This window comes from Pseudomonas sp. S1_G07, from assembly GCF_054668565.1.
In genome coordinates this window covers 5,419,421-5,442,937 of the sequence record NZ_CP162778.1, presented here as the reverse complement: position 1 = coordinate 5,442,937, position 23,517 = coordinate 5,419,421, and the positions used below count along the sequence as shown (strand labels likewise).

The 23,517-nt window shown below is 60.6% G+C and carries 22 protein-coding genes; 11 read left to right on the top strand and 11 right to left on the bottom strand.

The window, feature by feature from the left end; all coding sequences use genetic code 11:
• The first annotated feature begins 96 nt into the window (after nucleotides 1–96).
• From hrpA to AB4O05_RS24745, 4 genes are all read left to right on the top strand, one after another.
• Nucleotides 97–4,008: an ATP-dependent RNA helicase HrpA gene (gene hrpA / locus AB4O05_RS24760; protein ID WP_460134813.1), complete on the top strand. Its 3,912-nt coding sequence runs from the start codon at nucleotides 97–99 to the stop codon at nucleotides 4,006–4,008.
• Nucleotides 4,009–4,257: 249 nt separating this feature from the next.
• Nucleotides 4,258–5,379: a beta-ketoacyl-ACP synthase III gene (locus AB4O05_RS24755; RefSeq protein WP_460134814.1), complete on the top strand. Its 1,122-nt coding sequence runs from the start codon at nucleotides 4,258–4,260 to the stop codon at nucleotides 5,377–5,379.
• 148 nt (nucleotides 5,380–5,527) lie between these two features.
• Complete coding sequence (locus tag AB4O05_RS24750) at nucleotides 5,528–6,142, top strand: RNA polymerase sigma factor (RefSeq protein WP_460134815.1); 615 nt, start codon at nucleotides 5,528–5,530, stop codon at nucleotides 6,140–6,142.
• Nucleotides 6,136–6,369, top strand: a complete 234-nt coding sequence (locus AB4O05_RS24745; RefSeq protein WP_460134816.1) for an anti-sigma factor family protein — start codon at nucleotides 6,136–6,138, stop codon at nucleotides 6,367–6,369. The genes AB4O05_RS24750 and AB4O05_RS24745 overlap by 7 nt, the downstream gene beginning before the upstream one ends.
• 88 nt (nucleotides 6,370–6,457) lie before the next feature.
• Here the strand turns inward: AB4O05_RS24745 and AB4O05_RS24740 are convergent, their stop codons facing one another.
• Nucleotides 6,458–7,780, bottom strand: coding sequence for a putative porin (locus tag AB4O05_RS24740; protein ID WP_460134817.1), 1,323 nt, complete (start codon nucleotides 7,778–7,780; stop codon nucleotides 6,458–6,460).
• Between the two features lie 283 nt (nucleotides 7,781–8,063).
• Between AB4O05_RS24740 and AB4O05_RS24735 the strand changes: the two genes are divergently transcribed.
• Nucleotides 8,064–9,188 (top strand): GNAT family N-acetyltransferase, encoded by a 1,125-nt coding sequence (locus AB4O05_RS24735; protein ID WP_460134818.1) that lies wholly within the window; start codon nucleotides 8,064–8,066, stop codon nucleotides 9,186–9,188.
• Between the two features lie 11 nt (nucleotides 9,189–9,199).
• Here the strand turns inward: AB4O05_RS24735 and aqpZ are convergent, their stop codons facing one another.
• The 5 genes from aqpZ to AB4O05_RS24710 form a co-directional block, all read right to left on the bottom strand.
• Nucleotides 9,200–9,901, bottom strand: a complete 702-nt coding sequence (aqpZ, locus tag AB4O05_RS24730; RefSeq protein WP_460134819.1) for an aquaporin Z — start codon at nucleotides 9,899–9,901, stop codon at nucleotides 9,200–9,202.
• Between the two features lie 241 nt (nucleotides 9,902–10,142).
• Complete coding sequence (locus tag AB4O05_RS24725; RefSeq protein ID WP_460134820.1) at nucleotides 10,143–11,975, bottom strand: ABC transporter ATP-binding protein; 1,833 nt, start codon at nucleotides 11,973–11,975, stop codon at nucleotides 10,143–10,145.
• An 82-nt stretch (nucleotides 11,976–12,057) separates the two neighbouring features.
• Nucleotides 12,058–12,621: a peptidylprolyl isomerase gene (locus tag AB4O05_RS24720; RefSeq protein ID WP_460134821.1), complete on the bottom strand. Its 564-nt coding sequence runs from the start codon at nucleotides 12,619–12,621 to the stop codon at nucleotides 12,058–12,060.
• Nucleotides 12,615–13,427, bottom strand: a complete 813-nt coding sequence (locus AB4O05_RS24715) for an alpha/beta fold hydrolase (RefSeq protein ID WP_460134822.1) — start codon at nucleotides 13,425–13,427, stop codon at nucleotides 12,615–12,617. Before AB4O05_RS24715 ends, AB4O05_RS24720 begins: the two co-directional genes overlap by 7 nt.
• A 14-nt stretch (nucleotides 13,428–13,441) precedes the next feature.
• A complete protein-coding gene (locus AB4O05_RS24710; RefSeq protein ID WP_460134823.1) occupies nucleotides 13,442–14,365 on the bottom strand; it encodes a LysR family transcriptional regulator in 924 nt (307 codons plus the stop codon).
• Nucleotides 14,366–14,414: 49 nt separating this feature from the next.
• Between AB4O05_RS24710 and AB4O05_RS24705 the strand changes: the two genes are divergently transcribed.
• The 3 genes from AB4O05_RS24705 (at nucleotide 14,415) to AB4O05_RS24695 (ending at nucleotide 16,554) form a co-directional block, all read left to right on the top strand.
• The gene (locus AB4O05_RS24705) at nucleotides 14,415–14,729 is read left to right on the top strand and encodes a 3-phosphoglycerate kinase (protein WP_460134824.1); all 315 of its coding nucleotides are present in this window, start codon (nucleotides 14,415–14,417) and stop codon (nucleotides 14,727–14,729) included.
• Nucleotides 14,730–14,880: 151 nt separating this feature from the next.
• Nucleotides 14,881–15,480 carry an FMN-dependent NADH-azoreductase gene (locus tag AB4O05_RS24700; protein WP_460134825.1) on the top strand — a complete coding sequence of 200 codons (600 nt, stop codon included), beginning with the start codon at nucleotides 14,881–14,883 and terminating at the stop codon, nucleotides 15,478–15,480.
• A 204-nt stretch (nucleotides 15,481–15,684) separates the two neighbouring features.
• Nucleotides 15,685–16,554, top strand: coding sequence for a carboxylate/amino acid/amine transporter (locus AB4O05_RS24695; protein ID WP_460137489.1), 870 nt, complete (start codon nucleotides 15,685–15,687; stop codon nucleotides 16,552–16,554).
• Here the strand turns inward: AB4O05_RS24695 and AB4O05_RS24690 are convergent.
• Nucleotides 16,551–17,849 (bottom strand): mechanosensitive ion channel family protein, encoded by a 1,299-nt coding sequence (locus AB4O05_RS24690; protein WP_460164813.1) that lies wholly within the window; start codon nucleotides 17,847–17,849, stop codon nucleotides 16,551–16,553. The two genes, AB4O05_RS24695 and AB4O05_RS24690, sit on opposite strands and share 4 nt — an antisense overlap.
• Before the next feature lie 193 nt (nucleotides 17,850–18,042).
• Here AB4O05_RS24690 and AB4O05_RS24685 point away from each other — a divergent pair, with 193 nt between their 5' ends.
• A complete protein-coding gene (locus AB4O05_RS24685; RefSeq protein WP_460134826.1) occupies nucleotides 18,043–19,389 on the top strand; it encodes a DEAD/DEAH box helicase in 1,347 nt (448 codons plus the stop codon).
• A 49-nt stretch (nucleotides 19,390–19,438) separates the two neighbouring features.
• On the opposite strand, the gene AB4O05_RS24680 is transcribed toward AB4O05_RS24685, so the two are convergent.
• On the bottom strand, nucleotides 19,439–19,714 hold the full coding sequence (locus AB4O05_RS24680) for a hypothetical protein (protein ID WP_460134827.1): 276 nt from the start codon (nucleotides 19,712–19,714) through the stop codon (nucleotides 19,439–19,441).
• A gap of 153 nt (nucleotides 19,715–19,867) precedes the next feature.
• On the opposite strand from AB4O05_RS24680, the gene AB4O05_RS24675 reads away from it, so the two are divergent.
• Nucleotides 19,868–20,266 (top strand): transcriptional regulator, encoded by a 399-nt coding sequence (locus AB4O05_RS24675; RefSeq protein ID WP_460164812.1) that lies wholly within the window; start codon nucleotides 19,868–19,870, stop codon nucleotides 20,264–20,266.
• An 11-nt stretch (nucleotides 20,267–20,277) separates the two neighbouring features.
• Here AB4O05_RS24675 and AB4O05_RS24670 read toward each other — a convergent pair whose 3' ends face one another.
• The 3 genes from AB4O05_RS24670 to AB4O05_RS24660 all read right to left on the bottom strand — a co-directional run bounded on the left by AB4O05_RS24670 (nucleotide 20,278) and on the right by AB4O05_RS24660 (nucleotide 22,319).
• Entirely contained in the window at nucleotides 20,278–21,144 is an 867-nt protein-coding gene (locus AB4O05_RS24670; protein WP_460134829.1) for a DUF6279 family lipoprotein, read from the bottom strand.
• A 65-nt stretch (nucleotides 21,145–21,209) separates the two neighbouring features.
• Nucleotides 21,210–21,932 (bottom strand): TorF family putative porin, encoded by a 723-nt coding sequence (locus AB4O05_RS24665; protein ID WP_460134830.1) that lies wholly within the window; start codon nucleotides 21,930–21,932, stop codon nucleotides 21,210–21,212.
• A gap of 207 nt (nucleotides 21,933–22,139) precedes the next feature.
• A complete protein-coding gene (locus AB4O05_RS24660) occupies nucleotides 22,140–22,319 on the bottom strand; it encodes a hypothetical protein (protein ID WP_017527541.1) in 180 nt (59 codons plus the stop codon).
• A 321-nt stretch (nucleotides 22,320–22,640) separates the two neighbouring features.
• Between AB4O05_RS24660 and AB4O05_RS24655 the strand changes: the two genes are divergently transcribed.
• Complete coding sequence (locus AB4O05_RS24655) at nucleotides 22,641–23,477, top strand: CvfB family protein (protein WP_460134831.1); 837 nt, start codon at nucleotides 22,641–22,643, stop codon at nucleotides 23,475–23,477.
• The last annotated feature ends 40 nt before the right edge of the window (nucleotides 23,478–23,517 follow it).

Below are 23,517 nucleotides of genomic sequence, written 5' to 3'. Positions count from 1 at the left end.
TTTTGCTCTTCCTTGCAGCTTGAAGCTTGCCGCTAGCCACTGCTTTTCTGCCACAATCGCGGGCCGTGCATAAATAGACGCCCTCGTAAGTACCTGATGACTGACCAAGCGCCCGCTATCGACCAACTGCTCAAAAACCTCGATCACGCCATGCTCGCCGACCGCCACCGCTTGCGCCGGCAGTTGCTTGAGCTGCGCAAGAAACCCGATGAGGAGAAGCTGGCGCAGTGGGTGGCGCGCATGCAGGCGTCCTGCGCCCAGGTGACGGCACGGCGCGCCAGCCTGCCGCTGATTCGCTATGACGACAGCCTGCCGATCGCCGCCAAGCGCGACGAAATCAAAGAGGCACTGCTCAAGCACCAGGTGCTGATCATTGCCGGCGAAACCGGCTCGGGTAAAACCACGCAGTTGCCGAAAATCTGCCTGGAAATCGGGCGCGGCCAATACGGCTTGATCGGCCACACCCAGCCACGCCGGATTGCCGCGCGCAGTGTCGCCAGCCGGGTCGCCGAAGAACTGGCCACGCCCTTGGGCGCGCTGGTCGGTTACCAGGTACGGTTCGAGGACCAGAGCGATGCCAACACCCTGATCAAGCTGATGACCGATGGCATCCTGCTGGCGGAAACCCAGAACGACCGCTACCTGGAACGCTACGACACGATCATCGTCGACGAAGCCCACGAACGCAGCCTGAACATCGACTTCCTGCTGGGTTACCTCAAGACCCTGCTGCCGCGCCGCCCGGACCTGAAAGTCATCATCACCTCGGCAACCATCGACCTGGAGCGCTTCTCCAAGCACTTCGACGATGCGCCGATTGTCGAGGTCTCGGGCCGCACGTTTCCGGTAGACACCTGGTACCGCCCGCTGACCCTGGAGCAGGACGAGGAGGGCAACCGTGTTGAGGACGACCTGACCGTCGACCAGGCGATCCTCGCTACCCTCGATGAAATCGCCGCCTATGAGCGCAGCGAACGACGCAGCCCCGGCGATGTGCTGGTGTTCTTGCCCGGCGAGCGCGAGATTCGGGACGCCGCCGACATGCTGCGCAAGGCCCAGCTCAAGCACACCGAAATTTTGCCGCTGTATGCACGCCTGTCGCCGGCCGAGCAGCAACGCATTTTCCAGTCCCACCCCGGTCGGCGCGTGGTGCTGGCGACCAACGTCGCGGAAACCTCGCTGACCGTGCCGGGCATTCGCTATGTGATCGACAGCGGCACCGCGCGCATCAGCCGCTACAGCTACCGCGCCAAGGTGCAGCGACTGCCCATCGAGGCGATCTCCCAGGCCAGCGCCAACCAGCGTAAAGGCCGTTGCGGTCGAGTCGAGCCGGGCATCTGCATCCGCCTGTACAGCGAAGAAGACTTTATCGGCCGCCCGGAATTTACCGACCCGGAGATCCTGCGCACCAACCTTGCCGCCGTGATCCTGCAGATGCTGCACCTGCGCCTGGGCGAAATCACCGATTTCCCGTTTATCGAGCCGCCGGATGGCAAGGCCATCAGCGACGGTTTCAACCTGCTGCAAGAACTCTCGGCGGTGGACCGCAACAGCCAGCTCACGCCGTTGGGTCGTCAGCTGGCGCGCCTGCCGGTGGACCCGCGCATGGGCCGCATGCTGCTCGAAGCCGCCAAGCTCGGCAGTTTGCAGGAAGTCCTGATCGTGGCCAGTGCCATGTCGATCCAGGACCCCCGCGAGCGCCCGCCGGAGCGTCAACAGGCCGCCGACCAGGCCCACGCCCAGTGGAAAGACCCGGATTCGGACTTCGCCGGGTTGGTCAATTTGTGGCGCGGCTTTGAAGAGCAGCGCCAGGCGCTCACCGCCAGCCCGCTGCGCAACTGGTGCCGCAAGCACTTCCTCAACTACCTGCGCCTGCGCGAATGGCGGGATTCCCATCGCCAGTTGAGCCTGATCTGCCGCGACATGCAGTTGACCCTCAACAAAGAGCCGGCCGATTACCCGAAACTGCACAAGGCGGTGCTGGTCGGTTTGCTCAGCCAGATCGGCCAGAAGACCGAAGACGGCGATTACCTCGGCGCCCGTCAGCGGCGCTTCTGGATTCACCCGTCCTCGGGCATCGGCAAAAAGCGCCCGCAGTGGCTGATGGCCGCCGAGCTGGTGGAAACCACCAAGCTGTATGCGCGCATGGTGGCGAAGATCGATGCCGACTGGATCGAGCCGCTGGCCGGGCACCTGATCAAGAAAAATCACTTCGAACCGCATTGGGAGAAGAAGCGCGGCCAAGTGGTGGCGTTTGAACAGATCACCCTGTTCGGGTTGATTGTGGTCGGGCGCCGGCCGGTGCACTACGGGCCGATCGACCCGGTGGTGTCGCGCGAGCTGTTTATCCGTGAAGGTCTGGTGCGTGGCGAAATCCAATCGCGGGCCAAGTGCCTCACGGCCAACCAGCAACTGCTGGAGCAGCTCGACGAACTGGAAGCCAAGGCGCGCCGCCGCGATATCCTGGCCGACGAAGAAACCCTGTATGCCTTCTACGATGCGCGGTTGCCGGCAGAGATCCACCAGACGGCGACCTTCGACAGCTGGTACAAGATCAACAGCCAGAAAGACCCGCAGTTGCTGATCATGCACGAGGAAGACGTGCTCGCCCGCGAAGCCAGTGAAGTCACCGCCGCGCATTACCCGGACACCCTGCACCTGGGCGACCTGGCCCTGGCCTTGAGTTACCACTTCGAGCCCAACCACCCGCGCGACGGCGTGACCCTGCGCGTACCGGCGCCGCTGCTGCCGGCCTTGCCGCCGGAGCGCCTGGAGTGGCTGGTGCCGGGGGTAATCGAAGCCAAGTGCATCGCCCTGGTGCGCAACCTGCCCAAGGCGCTGCGCAAGAACTTTGTGCCGGTGCCGGATTTCGTCAAGGCCGCGCTGCAACGCATCGAGTTCGGCCAGGGCTCGCTGCCCCAGGCGCTGGGCCGCGAATTGCTGCGCATGACCGGCGCGCGGGTCAGCGATGAGGCTTGGGCCGAAGCGGCGCAGCAGGTGGAAAACCACTTGAAGATGAACCTGGAAGTGGTCGATGGCCAGGGCAAGTTCCTTGGCGAAGGCCGCGACCTGGCCGAGCTGACCGCCCGCTTTGCCGAGGCCAGCCAAGCCGCCCTGGCGGTGCCGCAAACCGCCAAAAGCCAGCAACCGGTGGAGGCCAAGGTCTTCGCGGCGGTGGCTGAAAAGACCCAGCAAAACATCGCCGGGCTGTCGATGACGGTGTATCCGGCGCTGGTGGAAGACAACGGCACGGTCAAGGAAGGGCGTTTCTCCACCGCCGCCGAGGCCGAGTTCCAGCACCGCCGCGCCTTGCAGCGCTTGCTGATGCAGCAACTGGCGGAACCGGCGAAGTTCCTGCGCGGTAAACTGCCGGGTCTCACCGAGTTGGGCCTGATGTACCGCGAACTGGGGCGTATCGATGCGCTGGTGGAAGACATTCTGCTGGCCAGCCTCGACACCTGCGTGCTCGACGGCGAAGCCAGCCTGCCACGGGATGGCGCGGGTCTGGCGGCCCTTGCCGAGCGCAAGCGCGGCAGCTGGACCGAACACGCCGAGCGCCTGGCGCGCTTGACCCTGGAGGTACTGAAACTCTGGCACGGCCTGCAAAAGCGCTTCAAAGGCAAGATCGACCTGGCCCAGGCCGTGGCCTTGAACGATATCAAGCAACAGTTGAGCAACCTGGTGTACCCAGGTTTTGTGCGGGAAACGCCGGCGCAATGGTTCAAGGAGTTGCCGCGTTACCTCAAGGCCATCGAACTGCGCCTGGAGAAGTTGCCAGGCCAGGTGCAAAAAGATCGGGTGTGGAGCGGCGAACTCAGCGGGTTGTGGGCGCAGTACCAGAACCGCGTGAACAAGCACGCCCAGGAAGGCAAGCGCGACCCACAGCTTGAGCTCTATCGCTGGTGGCTGGAGGAATATCGGGTGTCGTTGTTTGCCCAGCAGTTGGGTACCAAGGTGCCGATTTCCGACAAACGTTTGAGCAAACAGTGGAGCCTGGTCGAAGCCTGAAGATCGCTGCCTCCTACCTTCATGGTGTACCCGTGAGAGGTGTTTGTTCGGGGTATGACGCCAAATCCCTGGGTTTGTGGCAAACTTCGCGGTTATAAATGCCGGGATCGTCGTGATGGGCTGGTGTGCAGCCACGGCGCGATGGAATAAAGCGTTGCCAGTTTGGTGTCCGCTGAGCGGAATCGGACTGCTTACAGTTTGGTACGACGGTACCAATATCTTCTGCCTGACAGATTTAGAGGAACGACCGTGCATAACGTCGTCATCAGCGGCACTGGCTTGTATACCCCGGCCAACAGCATCTCCAACGAAGAGCTGGTGCAGTCTTTCAATACCTACGTGCATCAGTTCAACAGCGATAACGCTGCTGCCATCGAGCGGGGTGACGTGCAGGCGCTGACCGAGTCCAGCGCGGCCTTCATCGAAAAGGCATCGGGCATCAAGAGCCGCTTTGTGATGGACAAAGACGGCATTCTCGACCCGCAGCGCATGGCCCCGCGCCTGCCCGAGCGCAGCAATGACCAATGGTCGGTGCTCTGCCAGATGGCCATCGGCGCCGCCGAGCAGGCCCTGCAACGCGCTGGCAAGACCGCTGCCGACATCGACGGCGTGATCGTCGCCTGTTCCAACCTGCAGCGCGCTTATCCGGCCATCGCCATCGAAGTCCAGGAAGCCCTGGGGATCGAAGGGTTTGGTTTCGATATGAATGTGGCGTGTTCGTCGGCCACCTTCGGTATCCAGAACGCCGCCAACAGCATCCAACTGGGCCAGGCCCGCGCGATCCTGATGGTCAACCCCGAGGTCTGCACCGGGCACCTGAACTTCCGCGACCGCGACAGCCATTTCATTTTTGGCGACGCGGCCACCGCCGTGATCCTTGAGCGGGCCGACCTGGCCACCTCCGAACACCAGTTCGACGTGGTGAGCACCAAGCTGCTGACCAAGTTCTCGAACAACATCCGCAACAACTTCGGCTTCCTCAACCGCGCGGCGGAAGAAGGCATTGGCGCGCCGGACAAGCTGTTCGTGCAGGAAGGCCGCAAAGTCTTCCGCGACGTTTGCCCGATGGTCGCCGAACTGATCGGCGCGCACCTGGAAGAAAACCAGTTGAACGTGGCCGATGTGAAGCGCTTCTGGTTGCACCAGGCCAACCTGAGCATGAACCACCTGATCGTGAAGAAACTGCTGGGCCGCGAAGCCACGGTGCAAGAGGCGCCGGTAATTCTGGATACTTACGCCAACACCAGCTCGGCCGGTTCGGTGATTGCGTTTCACACCTATCAGGATGATCTGCCCAAAGGTGCCGTCGCGGTACTCAGTTCGTTTGGTGCGGGCTATTCGATCGGCAGTGTGATCCTGCGCAAGCGCTGACAATACGCTGGCACGTGCTCAACTGTGGGGAGCGGGCTTGCTCGCGAAAGCGATCGACCAGTCACCGGATGCAGTGGCTGGCACGGTCCCTTCGCGAGCAAGCCCGCTCCCACATTGACCGTATTTCAAGGCAAGATTGAGGTTGACGATGGCAGCAGCGGACGACACGCACCTGCTTGAACGGTTGCTCAAGGGTGAGCAGCGGGCCTACAAGGAGTTGGTCACCACTTATCAGAGCGCCATGCGCGCGGTGGCCTATGCGATCGCCGGCCAGCGGCATGCCGATGAAGTGGTACAGGACGCCTGGCTGTCGGTGGTCCGCAACCTGGGCAAGTTCGAGGGGCGCTCCAGCCTCAAGACCTGGCTGCTGACCATCACCGCCAACGCCGCCAAGGGTCGCTACAAACAGAATCGTCGGGAAGTGTTGCTCGACGATCTACCCGCGCCCCACGGCACCATCGGTGATGACCGGTTCACGCCCGACGACGGGCATTGGGCCGTCGCTCCGTATGCCTGGCACCAGGACACCCCGGAAGCCTTGCTGACCGAAGACGAGCTGCGTAAATGCCTGGAACATACGTTACTCAGTTTGTCTGAGTTGCAAAGCAGCGTGCTGGTACTGCGCGAGCGCCAGGGCCTGGAGCTGGACGAGATCTGTAATCTTCTGACGCTCTCGCTCTCCAATGTCCGTGTGCTGTTGCATCGAGCGCGGCTTAAAGTCTTCGCCACGGTGGAGCATTTTGAGGAAACGGGCGAATGTTGACCTGTAAAGAACAAGTGGCACGGTCCAGTGATTATCTCGATGGGCAACTGACCTTTCGCGAGCGCCTGCTGGTGCGTCATCACTTGATGTTCTGCCCTAACTGCCGGCGGTTCATTCGCCAGATGCGCCTGATGCAGGCGACGCTGAAGATCATGCCGCAGGAGCCGGTCAGCGATGTTGACGCCCTGGCTGAACGACTGGCGGCCGAGCGCCGTAAGCATCAATAGGCAGTTACAAGCTGCAAGCTACAAGTAAAAAGCGGCAAATGACGCGCTCCTCCTTGAAGCTTGCCACTTGCCGCTCAAAGCTGCTTCTTTAAAACTTGGCTTCTGCGTCCAGCTGCAGGGTGTTGGTGCTGGCGTCACTCTGGGTACGGCTGGCGAAGTCCGCCTTGGTCAGGAAGTAGGTGGCGCCGATGGCGAAGTTCTTGTCGATGTCGTAACCCACTTTGAGCTTGTGACCACGCGAACCGGTGGTGCCGTTGGCGAAGTCCGAATCGGTGAAGGCGCCGACCACTGCGTTACGTTGCGTATCGCGGTAGTTGTAGTCCAGGTTGAAACCGAAGACCTTGGATTTGGCGCCCAGCAACCAGGCGGTGTCCTGGTCGTTGGAGGCGTCGTTGTTCTTCACGTATTGGCCATACAGCGACAGCGGTACGGCCAGGCCGCCGATGTCCAATTGGCTGAAGCCTTCGTACAAGCGGAACTCTTCGTTGGCCGAGTTGCCGTTGACCGCCAGTGCGCACGGTGTGGTGGTCGTGGTGCAGCGGCTGTCTTTATCGTTCTGGTAGGCGTAGACGCTGCCGCCCACGGTCAGTTTGAGGTTGTCGGTCAGTGAGAAGCGCGAACCCAATTGGCCGGAGGTCAGGCGCAGGTCGTGACGGAACTGCACGCCGTCACCGTCCACGTTGTCCTTGAGGTTGTAGTTACCGAGGCTGCCGAACAGTTCGGCGCTGCTACCCAGCGGATATTTGTAGGTCAGGGCCAGGCCTTCAGGGTTGATGTCGCTATCCCAGATCACGTCGCCCATGCTTACCCACGGCTGCAGCATTTTGCCGCCGATCACGTGCAGGTTCTTGATTTGGGTCGGGTGGTAGTCGATATAACCCAGGTCCAGCCAGATCGACTTCTTGTCGAAGTAGCCATCCTGATCCTGGTTGGTGGAGCGGGCATCGTCGCCGCCGCCGGTGGCGATGCGAATGCCGGTGTCCACTTGCGGGTTGATCTCGGTATAGGCGCCCAGACGGGCACGAATACGCTGACGGTCCTTGTCGCGCCCGCCGTTGTTGGGTTCGCCATCGATCTTGATGGTTTCCTGGCGGAAGCGCACATCACCCTTGAATTGAGTCTTGGCCGCCCAGGCCAGCTTCTGATCGAAGCTGCTCAGCTCGTTGGTTTTTTTCGCGGTGGCCGCGATCTGTTCGTTGGTCTCTTGTTGAGCTTGCCGTGCGATCTGCTGTTCTTTCTGGTCTTTGGCCAACTCGTTTTGCAGTTCGGTGTACTGCGCAGCGGTGATCTGGCCGTTAGCCTTGAGCATGTCGAGCAATTTAGCGTCGACTGCGGCGCTGGCCGGAATGCTCAGGGCCAGTAACAGGCCGCCGCACAGGACCGCCACAGTTTTAGTGGAAGCAAGACGCATATCAATCTCCGAAAGTGAGGAGGGATGGCAAACCATCCAGGACACAACCGACCGATGACGGACGGAAAAATAACCACCTGCTAGAACCAGGCGCTCTAAAAACAGGCGTCAGTATCGCGGTCGTTTATGACGGGGTGGTGGCTATGCGATGTCATCTACATGACAAATTATTTAAGAATGGAACTATTGGTCTAGAGCCTTGTCCGGCGATTCGAAGGTGTGCCGGGGGCGGGGATAAGCGATACTCGCGGGGCTGTCACGCCCTGAAGTAGTGAGGATGCCGATGCCGTTGCAACGCCTGCAAAACTTGTCTGAAATAGCCCCGCAGACCTGGGATGCCCTGGTGCCGCAGGCCCAGCCGTTCGTGCGCCACGCATTCCTGAGCGCGCTGGAAGACAGCGCCAGTGTTGGGCCGCATTCGGGCTGGCAGCCTGAGCATTTGCTGCATTGGGAGGGTGAGCGCCTGGTGGCGGCGCTGCCCGGTTATCGCAAATGGCACTCCTATGGCGAGTATGTGTTCGACCATGGCTGGGCGGATGCCTGTGAGCGCGCGGGTATCGACTACTACCCTAAATTGCTCACTGCCGTGCCCTTCAGTCCGGTCAGCGGGCCGCGGGTGTTGGCGAGCAGCGCCGCCGACGCTTTCCAATTGCTCAAAAGCCTGCCGGGCTACCTGGAGATCGAAGGCCTTTCCAGCGCCCATATCAACTTCACCGATGCGCTGGCAGATGAAGCGGTGGCCCAACAGCCCGGCTGGTTGCAGCGCCTGGGCTGTCAGTTTCACTGGCAGAACCGTGGCTACCGCGACTTCCAGGACTTTCTCGACGCCCTGAGTTCACGCAAGCGCAAACAGATGCGCAAGGAGCGCGAGCAGGTGGCGGGGCAGGGCATCGACTTCGAATGGCTGCAAGGTGATCAACTGAGCGAAGCACAGTGGGATTTTGTCTACGCCTGCTACGCCAATACCTACGCGGTACGGCGCCAATCGCCGTACCTGACCCGCGCGTTTTTCAGCCTGCTGGCCGAACGCATGCCCGAAGCCATCCGGGTGGTGCTGGCCAAGCAAGGCTCACGCCCGGTGGCCATGGCCTTCAGCCTGATCGGTGGTGACAGCTTCTACGGCCGTTACTGGGGCTGCCTGGCCGAGTTCGATCGCCTGCATTTTGAAACCTGTTTCTACCAGGGCATGGACTACGCCATCGCCCATGGCCTGCAACGCTTCGACGCTGGCGCCCAGGGCGAGCACAAGTTGATTCGAGGGTTCGAGCCGGTGATTACGCGGTCGTGGCACTACCTGCGCCATCCGGGGCTGAAGAAGGCCGTGGAGGATTTCCTGGAGCGCGAGCGGGTGGGGATCCTGGCGTATGCCGAAGAGGCGAGGACGGCCCTGCCCTATCGGCAGGGCTGACCCCGTTTGCGTCAGGCCGGCGTTTCCTTGCCCAGCCATCGATAGGTGACCCCGCCGATCACCGCCCCGAGGATCGGCGCGAGCCAGAACATCCACAACTGCTGGATCGCCCACCCGCCCACGATCAATGCCGGGCCGGTACTGCGGGCCGGGTTGACCGAGGTGTTGGTCACGGGGATGGAGATCAGGTGGATCAAGGTCAGCGCCAGGCCGATGGCGATGGGGGCGAAGCCCTTGGGCGCGCGCGGGTCGGTGGCGCCGAGGATGATCAGCACGAACATGGCGGTCATCACCAGCTCACACACCAGCCCCGCGGCCATTGAATAACCGCCCGGCGAATGCTCGGCATAGCCGTTGGAGGCCAGGCCCGACGCCAGTTCAAACCCAGGTTTGCCGCTGGCAATGAAGTACAACAGCGCAGCGGCAACCGTGCCGCCAATGACTTGGGCCACGATGTACGCCGGTAACTCCCTGGCCGGAAATCGGCCGCCTACGACCAGCCCCACCGATACTGCCGGGTTGAGGTGGCAACCGCTGATATGCCCGATGGCAAATGCCATGGTCAGTACCGTGAGCCCGAACGCCAGGGCTACACCCAGCAACCCGATCCCGACGGCGGGAAACGCTGCGGCCAACACCGCACTCCCGCATCCGCCCAACACCAGCCAAAACGTACCCAGCCCCTCTGTGACTGAACGCTTGAACAAAGACATGCAGCACGTCCTTGATAGATCGCTCTACCGAATCAGTAAATCAGTGATGCTCCCTGCAGATTTACTTCAGCGCCCGTCTGGGCACTGCACTGATTACAGCATGGCTTCAGAAAAAAAGTAGGAGCGAGCTTGCTCGCGAAAAACCTGAAAGCGCCGCGTTAAACCAGGGTTACCGTATTAGCGTTGAGGTTCTTCGCGAGCAAGAACTAGGCGTCCCCCTCGCTCCTACAGTGACAGGGGGTCAGTCGATGCCGACAAACCCGCCGGTCTGGTGCTGCCACAACCGCGCATACAAGCCCTTGTGGGCCAGCAGCTCGGCGTGGCTGCCGCTCTCGGCAATCTGGCCTTTTTCCAGCACCACCAGGCGGTCCATCCGCGCGATGGTCGACAGGCGATGCGCAATCGCTATCACTGTCTTGCCTTGCATCAGGGTTTCCAGGCTTTCCTGAATCGCCGCTTCCACTTCCGAATCCAGGGCTGAGGTGGCTTCGTCCATGATCAGGATCGGTGCATCCTTGAGCAGCACGCGCGCGATGGCGATGCGCTGACGTTGCCCGCCCGACAGTTTCACCCCGCGCTCACCCACATGGGCATCCAGCCCGGTACGCCCTTCGGCGTCCGACAGCAGCGGGATGAACTCATCGGCGCGCGCCTTGCGTATGGCCGCCCAGAGTTCTTCGTCGCTGGCGTCCGGCTTGCCATACAACAGGTTCTCGCGGATCGAACGGTGCAGCAGGGAAGTGTCCTGGGTGATCATGCCGATCTGTTCGCGCAGGGTTTCCTGGGCCACCTCGGCGATGTTCTGGCCGTCGATCAGGATGCGCCCGCCCTGCAGGTCGTAGAGGCGCAGCAGCAGGTTGACCAAGGTCGACTTGCCCGCACCGGACGGGCCGATCAGGCCGATCTTTTCCCCGGCCTTGATCTCAAGATTCAAGCCGCCAATGATCCCGCTCTTTTTGCCATAGTGGAAATCCACCTGTTCAAAGCGCACTTCGCCCCGGTGTACGTTCAGGCGTGGGGCGTTGTCGCGGTCGATTACCGCCAATGGCTGGGCGATGGTTTTGAGGCCGTCCTGCACCATGCCGATGTTTTCGAAAATGCCGTTGACCACCCACATGATCCAGCCGGACATGTTGACGATGCGGATCACCAGGCCGGTGGCCAGGGCAATCGCGCCCACGGAAATCAACGAATGGGTCCACAGCCACAAGGCCAGGCCGGTGGTGGTGACGATCAGCAGGCCGTTCATGGTGGTGATCACCACGTCCATGCTGGTGACCACGCGGCTGGCCAACCGGGTTTTTTCGGTCTGCTCGATGATCGCTTCCTTGGCGTATTCCTGTTCGGATCGGGTATGGGCGAACAGCTTCAAGGTGGTGATGTTGGTGTAGCCATCGACGATACGTCCCATTAATTTGGAGCGTGCTTCGGAAGAGATCACCGAGCGTTCTTTCACCCGTGGTACGAAGTAGCGCAGTGCCAGGCTGTAGCAGACGATCCAGGTCACCAGGGGGATCATCAGGCGCCAGTCGGCCTCGGCGAACAGCACCAGGGAGCTGATCGCATAGATCGCCACGTGCCAGATCGCGTCCACTGCCGCCACGGCGGAATCGCGCAGGGAGTTGCCGGTTTGCATGATGCGCTGGGCGATGCGCCCGGCGAAGTCGTTCTGGAAGAAATTCAGGCTCTGCTTGAGCACGTAGCTGTGGTTCTGCCAGCGGATCAGGCTGGTCATGCCGGGGCTGATGGTCTGGTGCACCAGCAGGTCGTGCAGGGCGCTGAAGATCGGGCGCAACAACAGGGCGACCACGGCCATCCAGATCAGCTCGGTGCTGTGCACCTGGAAGAAGTTGGCCGGCGGTGTGCCCTGGGCCAGGTCGATGATGCGGCTCAGGTAACTGAACAGGGCGACTTCGATCAGCGCACCGATCAGGCCCACCACCAGCAGCGCGGCAAAGCACGGCCACACCTGGCGCAGGTAGTAGAGGTAGAAGGGCAGGACTTTATCCGGGGGGGCGGCGCTGGGCGCGTCACGGAAAATATCGATCAGTTGTTCGAAACGACGATAGAGCATTAGGGTTGACGCCCGCCGGGCGGGCTCTCCTTTCAAATGCGCGCGCGGCCTTGTGGGCTGCGCGCGGAGCTTGCTGCAGACCTCAGTCGATGCGTTTGACCGACTCGATCAGGACAGGATCGACGGGCACGTTCTGCATGCCTTGCTTGGTGTCGGTCTTGGATTTGACGATGATGTCGACCACGTCCATGCCCTTGACCACTTTGGCGAATACCGCATAGCCGGCATCGCGTCCTGGGTCGAGGAAGGCATTGTCAGCCACGTTGATGAAGAATTGGCTGGTGGCCGAATCCGGGTTCGAGGTGCGCGCCATCGACAGCGTGCCGCGCACGTTGTGCAGGCCATTACTGGCTTCGTTCTTGATCGGTGCTTCGGTCGGCTTTTGCGACATCTGCTGGGTGAACCCACCGCCCTGGACCATGAAGCCCGGGATCACACGGTGGAAAATCGTGTTGGTGTAGAAGCCTTTGTCGACATAGGCCAGGAAATTCTTGGTACTGATCGGCGCCTTGACCGGATCCAGTTCGATTTCAATCTTGCCTTTGGTGGTCGTGATCAGCACATGGGGTGCCTTGACGGGCTCGGCCGCCATCAGGTTGGCAGCAAACAATACGGAACCGGCAAAGAAGGCGATTTTTTTCAGCATGGGTCAGTGATCCTGGTAGTGGTGTCGACGGTCTTTAGAAAATCGAGCAGGGTGGCATTAAAGACGGCGGGTTGATCCAAGGGCGTGGCGTGGCGGGAATCCTCGATCACCGTCAGTCGCGCATCGGGCAGCAGTTTTACATAGATTTCTTTCTGCGCCACGGGGGTGTAGTCGTGGTCGGCGCTGATGACCAGGGTAGGACAGGTGATTCTGGACAGTTGTTCCTGCACGCCCCAGCCCACAATCGCATCGAAGCTGGCGAGATAAGCACGTTTGTCGTTTTTTGCCCAGCGTTCGGCCATCTTGCGGCGCAGGTCGGCCTGCTCCGGTTTGGGAAACAGCCGGTCACCCAGGGCTTTGCCGATGGTGCTCAGGCTGAGCACGCGGGCCAGGGTCCAGCGCTTGGCCCACTGCCAATAGTCATCGGCACTGCGCACCTTGACCTCGGGGGCGCTGTTGACGATGCACAGGCTCCTGAGCAGGCCGGGTTCGTCCACCGCCAGCTGGAAGGCGATCATGCCGCCCATGGACAGGCCCACCACATGGGCGGGCGGCAGGTCCAGATGGTCGATCAGTGCTTTCAGGTCGCGGGTGAACCCTTCGATGCTGTAGCGCTCGCGCGGTTTGTCGGAGCGCCTATGACCGCGCACATCCATCACGATCAGGCGGTAATGCGCGGCCAGCACCGGCACCTGCAGTTCCCAGTCCTGGCTGCTGGAGCCCAGGCCATGGATCAGGATCAGCGGGGTGCCGTGGCCGTATTCCTGGTAATGCAGGTTGCAGCCTTCATGGTCGAACCAGGCCATGCATGAACTCCGTTTCAGGCTTGCCGGGGAGCGGCGAAAGGCGCGTCCAGCGGGGCGGTATCAAAGGTGCGCAGCAATTCCACGAGGATCTGCGTCGCCGGCCCCAAGGGTTTGTCCTTGTTTGAATACAGGTAGAACGTGGGGTGGCGGCTGCCGCCCTGTTCCAAGGGTAGCTGCTTGAGCAGGCCCTCGGTCAGTTCACGTTCGATCATGTGCCGGGGCAACCAGGTAAAGCCCAGGCCGCTGCCGACGAAGGCGGCGGCGGTGGCCAGGCTGCCGACCGTCCAGCGCTGCTCGGCGCCGAGCCAGCCCACGTCGCGCGGCTGCTGGCGGCCGGAGTCGCGGATCACCACTTGCATCTGGCTTTCCAGGTCCTGGAAGTTCAGCACGCGATTCATGCGGTGCAACGGGTGTTCGGGATGGGCCACGGCGATAAATTCCACATCGCTCATTTCCGTACCCAGGTAGCCGGGGATGCTGAAACCGCAGATCGCCAGGTCGGCCACGCCTTCGATCAACAGCTCTTCGACGCCCGACAGCACCTCCTCGCGCAAGCGCACGCGGCAACCGCGGCTCTGCGGCATAAAGGCGCTGAGGGCGCGCACCAGGCGTGCATTGGGGTAGGCGGCGTCGACCACCAGCCGCACTTCGGCTTCCCAGCCCTGCTCCATATGGTGGGCGAGGTCTTCCAGCTGGCTGGCGTTTTTCACCAGCTGCCGGGAGCGGCGCAGCAGCACCTCACCGGCGTCGGTGAGTACCGCCTTGCGCCCGTCGATGCGCAGCAGCGGCACGCCAAGCTGGTCTTGCATGCGGGCCACGGTGTAGCTCACCGAGGACTGCGAACGGTGCAGCGCTTCGGCCGCCTGGGCGAAGCCGCCATGGTCGACCACGGCTTGCAGCGTACGCCATTGATCGAGGGTAACGCGGGGCGCTTTCAAGATGGGTTCCTCTTGTCCTAAGCTGGCAGTCCTTATTGGAGACTGCCGAATGAGAAAATTCTGTTGTGTGTTGCTGGCGCTGCTGCCAATGAGCGTGTTTGCCTACCCCATCGACGTGACTAAAAAGATCGACGGCGTGAGCGTGGACTACACCGCCTCCGATGTGGACGGCGACATCAGCTCGATCCAACTAAACAACTACGGCACTCACGATGCCTTGTGCTCGGTAGTCTTCACCAATGGCCCGGAAGCGCCGCGTCGCCGTACGGTCACCGTGCCGGCGGGCAAAAGCACCAACACCACGGTCAAGTTCAACCGAGCCATTATCAAGATGCGTATTGCGCTGACGTGCGCGCCGAAATAAAGCGGCAGCGGAGCATGCCGACAGGAATACTCCGCTTATCAACAAATTTCTAGATGGGTTATAGCAGTTTTTTGCGCTTTTTAATCGAATTGGCTCTGTCTACTCTTCACTGCATCGACTTACAGCAGTTACAGACGGAGCCTACGAAGCCATGTCCAACGTTCTGATCATCGAAAGCAGCGCCCGCCAACAAGACTCTATCTCCCGCCAGCTGACCCGGCAGTTCATCAGCCAATGGCAGGCCGCCCACCCGGCGGATGAGATCACCGTACGTGACGTGGCCCTCAATCCGGTTCCGCACCTGGACGCCAACTTGCTCGGCGGCTGGATGAAACCGGCGGATCAGCGCAATGGCAGCGAGCAGGCCAGCCTCGACCGCTCCAACGAATTGACCGACGAACTGGTGGCCGCCGACGTGCTGGTGATGGCCGCGCCGATGTACAACTTCGCCATTCCCAGCACCCTCAAAGCCTGGCTGGACCACGTGTTGCGGGCGGGCGTGACGTTCAAGTACACCGCCACCGGCCCCCAGGGGCTGCTGACCGGCAAGCGTGCCATCGTGCTCACTGCTCGCGGCGGCATCCACACCGGCGCCAGCTCCGATCACCAGGAACCCTACCTGCGCCAGGTCATGGCCTTTATCGGGATTCATGACGTCACCTTCATTCACGCCGAAGGGGTGAATTTGAGCGGGGACTTCCAGGAGAAGGGCATTAACCACGCCAAGGCCTTGTTGGCGCAGGTGGCCTGATCCTTTAATCGTCAGATAATCGGGCGATGTTTATATCGTCCCACGCAGACCCTTCAAGTACGCGAACGAACCTCCCTTTGCACTTTTTGCTCCTGAGTGCTCCTGCCCGACTGACGCTTTTAGCGAGGTCGGGTTTTTTTTTGCGCCGAGTTTCGTCAACCGCTGAAAACCTTTAATGTCCCGCCCATTCGAAACGAGGCGCGCATGGGCTATCTACTGGTTGTCACCCTGATTCAGGCATTTTCCTTCAGCTTGATCGGCGAATACCTCGCCGGTCACGTCGACAGTTACTTCGCGGTGCTGGTGCGTGTGGTGCTGGCCGGGCTGGTGTTTATCCCCCTGACTCGCTGGCGTTCGGTAGAGCCGGCCTTCATGCGTGGCATGCTGCTGATCGGTGCGCTGCAGTTTGGCGTGACCTATGTGTGCCTTTACCTGAGTTTTCGCGTGCTCACGGTGCCCGAGGTGCTGCTGTTCACCATCCTTACGCCTTTGCACGTAACCCTTATCGAAGATGCCCTCAACCGTCGCTTCAACCCCTGGGCGCTGCTTGCTGCGCTGGTGGCGGTGGCGGGCGCGGCAGTGATTCGTTTCGACCAGATCACCCCGCACTTTCTGATGGGGTTCTTGCTGCTGCAATTGGCCAACTTCACCTATGCCGCCGGGCAGGTGATGTACAAGCACCTGGTGGCGCGCTATCCAAGTGACCTGCCGCACTACCGCCGCTTCGGGTACTTCTACCTCGGCGCCTTGCTGGTGGTGTTGCCGGCGTTCCTGTTGTTCGGCAAGTCCGACTTCCTGCCCGAAGCGCCGCTGCAGTGGGGGGTGTTGGTGTTTCTCGGGCTGGTCAGCACGGCACTGGGCATGTATTGGTGGAACAAGGGCGCCTGCCTGGTCCAGGGCGGTACCCTGGCGGTGATGAACAACCTGCATGTGCCGGTCGGCTTGCTGCTGAACCTGCTGATCTGGAACCAGCACGAGCCGCTGGGCCGATTGGCATTGGGTGGGTTGGTGATTCTGGCGGCGGTGTGGATCAGTCGGTTGGGCGTCAAGTCGCCCAACCGTGGCGTGGCTTAAACTGCGCAGCTTTCGGGGGTTGGCAAATGGCTGGCCCCGATCAGCGCTGGCAACATCCCCGCCCGCAAGTCATTGCCACTGGGCTGCTGATACAAACTCAAACCAAACTCCGGCAGCACCGCCAGCAGGTAATCGAAGATATCGCCCTGGATGCGCTCGTAATCGGCCCATGCCGTGGTGCGGGTAAAGCAGTAGATCTCCAGCGGCACGCCCTGGGCGGTGGTTTGCATCTGGCGCACCATGCAGGTCATGTTCGGCTGGATGTCCGGGTGGCTATTCAGATAGGCCAGGGCATAGGCGCGAAAAGTGCCAAGGTTGGTCATGCGTCGGCGGTTGGCCGACAGTTGCGCGCTATGGCCCTGGGCTTCGTTCCAGGCCTTGAGCTCGGCCTGCTTGCGGCCGATGTAGTCGGTGAGCAGGTGCACCTGGGTCATGCGCACTTCTTCGTCATCGCGCAGGAAACGCACGCCGCTGGCGTCGATAAACAGGCTGCGCTTGATGCGGCGCCCACCCGAGGCCTGCATGCCGCGCCAGTTCTTGAACGACTCGGACATCAGGCGCCAGGTGGGGATCGAGACGATGGTCTTGTCGAAATTCTGCACCTTGACCGTGTGCAGGGTGATGTCCACCACGTCGCCGTCGGCGCCGACCTGGGGCATTTCGATCCAGTCGCCGACCCGCAGCATGTCGTTGCTGGTCAACTGCACGCTGGCGACGAACGACAGCAGGGTGTCCTTGTAGACCAACAGGATCACCGCCGACATCGCACCCAGGCCCGACAGCAGCAGTAATGGCGAACGGTCGATCAGGGTGGCGACGATGATGATCGCGCCAAACACGAACAGCACCATCTTCGCCAACTGCACGTAGCCCTTGATCGAGCGGGTGCGTGCATGTTCGGTGCGCGCATAGATGTCCAGCAGGGCATTGAGCAGGGCGCTGATCGCCAGCACCAGGAACAGAATGGAGATGGCCAGGGCTACGTTGCCGATAAACAGGATCGCGGTTTTGCTCAGGTCCGGCACCAGGTACAGGCCGAACTGGATCACCAGGGATGGCGTCATCTGCGCCAGGCGGTGAAAAACTTTGTTGTGCCGCAGGTCGTTGAGCCAGTGCAACGACGGTTGGCGGCCGAGTAGTTTGACCGCGTGCAGGATGAGGTAACGCGCTACCCGTCCGAGCAGCAGGGCCACCACCAGCAACACCAGGAAGCCCAGGCTGGCATGCAGCAGCGGGTGTTGGTCGAGAGCGCCCCAGAGGTCTTGGACGTTGAGCCAGAGCTGTTTGATATCCATGGATGAAACCGATTCTTCTGTAAGACAAGACGGGGCGATTAGAGCATTTAAGTGCGACAAAGTTGACGTTGTGGAAAAAACCCTTAACAAAAAAGCAGCTGATTCGCGCCGTTCGCGTAAAGAAACTCGGTTTGGACGCCCGAAACCGTTACCCTATGCAGCTGATATTTTGTATTTCTTCGAGGTAGCACCCGTGTTTTCCCAATTCGCCCTGCACGAACGCCTGCTCAAAGCCGTGGCCGAGCTTAAATTTGTCGAGCCTACGCCTGTGCAGGCAGCGGCCATTCCGCTCGCGCTCGAAGGGCGTGACCTGCGGGTGACAGCGCAAACCGGCAGCGGCAAGACCGCCGCTTTCGTCCTGCCGGTCCTGAATCGTCTGATTGGCCCGGCCAAGGTCCGCGTCAGCATCAAGACCCTGATCCTGCTACCGACCCGCGAGCTGGCCCAGCAGACCCTGAAGGAAGTCGAGCGCTTTTCGCAGTTCACTTTCATCAAGTCCGGCATTATCACCGGCGGCGAAGACTTCAAGGTCCAGGCGGCCATGTTGCGCAAGGTGCCGGACATCCTCATCGGCACCCCGGGCCGCATGATCGAGCAACTCAACGCCGGCAACCTTGATCTCAAGGAAGTCGAAGTGCTGGTGCTGGACGAAGCCGACCGTATGCTCGACATGGGTTTTGCCGACGACGTACAGCGCCTGGTCGGCGAGTGCGTGAACCGCCAGCAGACCATGCTGTTCTCCGCCACCACCGGCGGTTCGACCCTGCGCGACATGGTTGCCAAGGTGCTGAACAACCCCGAGCACCTGCAGGTCAACAACGTCAGCGACCTGAACGCGACCACGCGCCAGCAGATCGTGACCGCCGACCACAACGTGCACAAGGAACAGATCCTCAATTGGCTGTTGGCCAACGAGACCTATCAGAAGGCCATCGTGTTCACCAACACCCGCGCCGCTGCCGACCGCATCTACGGTCGCCTGGTGGCCCAGGACTACAAGGCGTTCGTGCTGCACGGCGAGAAAGACCAGAAGGACCGCAAGCTGGCCATCGACCGCCTCAAGGCCGGCGGCGTGAAGATCCTGGTCGCCACCGACGTCGCCGCGCGCGGCCTGGACGTGGACGGCCTGGACATGGTGATCAACTTCGACATGCCCCGCAGCGGTGATGAGTATGTACACCGTATCGGCCGTACCGGTCGTGCCGGCAATGATGGCCTGGCCATCTCGCTGATCTGCCACGGCGACTGGAACCTGATGTCGAGCATCGAGCGCTACCTCAAGCAGTCGTTCGAGCGCCGCACCATCAAGGAAGTCAAAGGCACCTATACCGGGCCGAAGAAGGTCAAGGCATCCGGCAAGGCCGTTGGCGTGAAGAAGAAAAAGACCGACGCCAAGGGCGACAAGAAGAAGGTCGGCGCCAAGTCGCCGACCAAGCGCAAGATCGCCAACCGCCCGAAGACCGACAACCTGTCGCTCGTCAGCAAGGACGGCATGGCCCCGCTCAAGCGCCGCAAGCCAGAAGCGCCAGCCGCCGAGTGACGTTGGGCTGATGTGAAAAAACCGGACGTTATCCGGTTTTTTTGTGCCTTCAGTTTTTGGTTTTGGCGGCGGCTTCTTTCAGCTCTTTCAAACGAGCATCGATCAACTGGCACTTGTCGGGGAATTGCGCGCTTTCAGTGTCCAGGTCCATCTTTTGCAATTCGTCGTTCATCTCCTTGGCCTTGGTTGGGTTCTGTTCGGTGAGCTTGCTTACCTCCTGGGCCAACTGCTCGCGCTTGGCGGTAGCCTCCTCGGGGGTGCAGGCCCACGCGGGCAGGGTCGTGAGCAGGGTGGCGGCGATGGCCAGGTTTTTCAGGGTGTTCATGATCGGACCTCCTTGGCGGTGATACTCAGTGGAGGGAGCGAATGCCTGGAAAGTTCATAGAAGTGACGCTCGTCTGTTCGGCTGAACGGTGGATGACGGGGTATGTCACTTCCTTTGACGGGCTACTTTTCCATGCCCGCGGGAGGAATCAGGATGACCACTTACAACTGGGATTTGATCGAACGGCTGTTGCATGAAGTGCAGAACGGTGAAGGCAGCTTCGCTCCGCGCAAATATGCTGAACAGGAAGCCGCCGAGAAGGCCACGGCGGGCGAGTCCACGGGTAATCTGGATGCATTGAAAAAGACCGCCGCCGATTACGAGGCACTGTTGTTCAAGCGCGGTTTTATTGAATCTCGGCCCGAGGAAGAGGGCGGTAACGGCGAAAATTTCATCTTGACCCCGCGTGGTGCAAGTCTGCTGTCGCTGCTTGATAGCTCCATTCCCGGCAGTGAACACCCGCGCCAGGTCATGGATGAGCAGGACGATGCGCTGGACCCGGCGACCTTTGATGAGGTGGCGTCCAAGGCTGCCATTGCCGGGGGAAGCTGACATTCGGTGTTTCAGTTAGTGGCGGCCTTGAGGCATTTGAGGGCTTTGAAGTCGCTGCGCACGCCATCGATCTTTTTCGTCAACTTCTGACGTTGTTGCGCCGTGCTTTCGGCCATCACGTCAACTATGAGGCTGCGTGCGGCGGTTTCGGTCTGGGCATACGCAGCACGATATTCCGGGGGCCACAGGCTTTCGCGGTCTACCAGTAATTGCTGCATCTGCTGTGGGAAGTCAGCGCTATGGCGTTGTTGCACGGCGTCGATAAATTGCGCCTGCCAGCGGGCGCGGTTGCCGAGCCATGCCTGGTTCTGTTCACCCAGGTCGACGGACCAGGCATTCACCCGGTTCTGTTGGCTGGCGCTCAGTGGACCCATCCAGGCTTCCAGGCGTTTGTGCATGCGCTCGGCGCGCTCTTTGATCTGCTGGGCCAGTGGCGGCTTGAGGTACTCGTCCTGGCGTTTGCGCAAGTGCTTGGCCAGGGCGTCGTTCATTTCCCGGACTTGCTGATCATCCAGCCCCTGGAGCAATTCGATGGCTGACGGTGTGATTTCGCGGGCGACGTCCGCGACGGCCTGTTTGGCTTCCTCGGTACGGCTTTGCAGCGCGCCGTCGCTGACCTGGTGGTCGTTGACCATCTGTTGCAGGCGGTCCAGCCAATCCAGGTAACCCGGCAGTTGCGTGGTGCAATGCCAGGCCAGGTGTTCCTTGAGCTTGTCGTTGAACCAGCTCTTTTGCCCGGCGTTCATGTCCAGGTAGTCGTTGAGGGTCCAGGGGATGATCACGTCCAGGTTGCGATAGGCCAGGCCCACGCGATTGCAGCCGGCGAGCACCAGGCTCACGGTCAGCAGTACCACCAGCAGTTTGAGCCGACGCAGCATGGGCGTGTCCTTGCACAGGGAGGTTAATGCATGTGAACCCACGTGGGGCGCGACAGTTCAGCCCATCAATAAAACGATCGCACGGCCTTCAAGGTCAACAGGCCGTCGCATTGCGAATTGTGTCCGGAGTAGGCCGAGCAATCGCTGCCGCTGAGGCTGGAGTCGCTGTAGATCAGGTCCAGGTCGATTCCGTTCCAGGCGCGGGAGAATTGCACCGACCAGTCGCTGAAGGTGCTGATGGTGCGGCCGTCTACCGAGGCCGGCGTGCCCAACTGGTGAGCGGTGTACTTCATGCTCACGCCGACGCCGAAGGGTTGTGTGCCGCCGAGGTCGGCGAACAGCGTGCTGTCCTGGCGGTCCGGGTCGTTGCTGAACGATACGCCGAAGCGATTGCCCAGCAGGTTCAGGCCACCGTAGAACTCCTGGCTGTCGAGGGGGCTGAGCTTGGGGTAGCTGTAATGGATCAAGCCCACTTCGTAGCCCAGGGTCTGATCGAAGGGGTGCTTGAACCCCAGGTAGGAATCGACTTCGAGGGTGCTGGCCGAGGACAGGCCCATATTCGGTGAAAATTGGCCGAGATACAGGCCGCTGGCGTGGCTGAGGTCCAGGCCACCATGAAACGAGTCGCTACCGGGTGAAGTCGGCTTGACCAGGCCCTGGGCCATGCTGCGGCTGGGTGTTGTACCCAGTTTCAGGTCGAAGTCGCCCAATTCGCGCTGGAAAATCTGCGCTTCGGCGAGGGGGCAAGCCACTAAGGCGCCGACCAGGAAAATACAGGGTTTGAGCATGCTTCACTCCATGAAAAGCGAGGAGCAGTAATGAGGAAAATCGAGCCGATGCCCGTTCTAGAAGCGTGCAAGGATACCGGCGAATGCTCGGCGCTGAGGCCCGTTCGTCGATTAGCACGATATTGATTATGTCGGGAGGGTATTTCGGGCTCTAGTCCTAGCGCCTTGAGGGCAAGACGCTTAGGGACCAGGTGTCGCGTGCGGGTTTTACTTTTTGCCCAGGCTGATCTGCTTGGACGGGCCGAAAGTCTGGCCGCTCACGCCCTTGGCAATCTGCTGAATTTCGCCGCCGGACTTGAGGAATGCCGCGATCTGGTTGTTGATCGATTCGCTGGTTTCAACGGCGGGAGCTGGCTTTGCTTTGCTGTTGGATGCTTTTACGCGCATGGCGGCCACTAACCTGTAGAAAATTAACTTGGCCAGGCATCGTACAGGAAATACTTGACAATTGCTTGGTAAATATCCCAGCGGAATAAGTACCGGGCCAGCAAATGGGCAACATTCATTATTGAAATAAACCCCTAACTACCTGTTTTAGCTCAAAACCATGGGCGAATGGGCAGTTGGCTACGTGACGAAATTCAGCCGATTGATCAGACGAGCGGGGCTAGGCCATTGGAACGCCATGCCCGCCCGGATTTTTCAGGCGCGCGCGCGTGCCGGGCGCAACTCGGGTAGAATGCCGCCCACGCAATGAGGGTATTGGAAATGGCTCTAGTCGGGCGCTACAACAGCTTACAAGTGGTTAAACACACTCACTTCGGTTTGTACCTCGATGGTGCGCAAGATGGAGAAATCCTTTTGCCTAATCGGTATATCCCAAAAGATATTCCCAGTGAAGATGAAGACTGGCTTAACGTTTTCATCTATCTGGACAGCGATGACAAACTTATCGCCACCACCGAAAAACCCAAAGTTCAAGTTGGCGAATTTGCCAGTTTGAAAGTGGTGGAAGTCAACAGCATCGGCGTATTCCTTGATTGGGGTTTGCCAAAGGATCTGTTGCTGCCGTATTCGGAAGAAAAACGTCAGATGACCGCCGGTGAATACTGCGTGGTGCACGTCTATCTCGACAAGCACACCAAGCGTATCACCGCGACCGCGCGCCTTGACCGCTACCTGGACAAAACCCCGGCCAACTACCAAGTGGGCCAGGAAGTCGACCTGCTGGTCGCCGAAGCCACCGATATGGGCTTCAAGGCGATCATCAACAACAAGCACTGGGGCCTGATCCACAAGAACGAAGTGTTCAAGTTCCTGCGCCCGGGCAAGGAAGAAAAGGGCTTTATCAAAGAAATCCGCGCCGATGGCAACATCAGCCTGAGCCTGCAGCCGGTCGGCCAGGAAGCTGCTTCCAGCCTCAACTCGAAGATCCTCGCCAAGTTGCGCGAAAACAACGGCACCTTGCCGGTCAGCGATAAAAGCGACCCGGCACTGATCAGTAACTTGTTCGGGGTGAGCAAAGGCAACTTCAAGAAGGCCATTGGTGCGTTGTACAAGCAGGGCCAGATCGTGATTCATGCCGATCGCATTGAACTAAGCTGACTACGCTTTGCTCTTTTGTAGGCGCCAATCGGCGTCTACT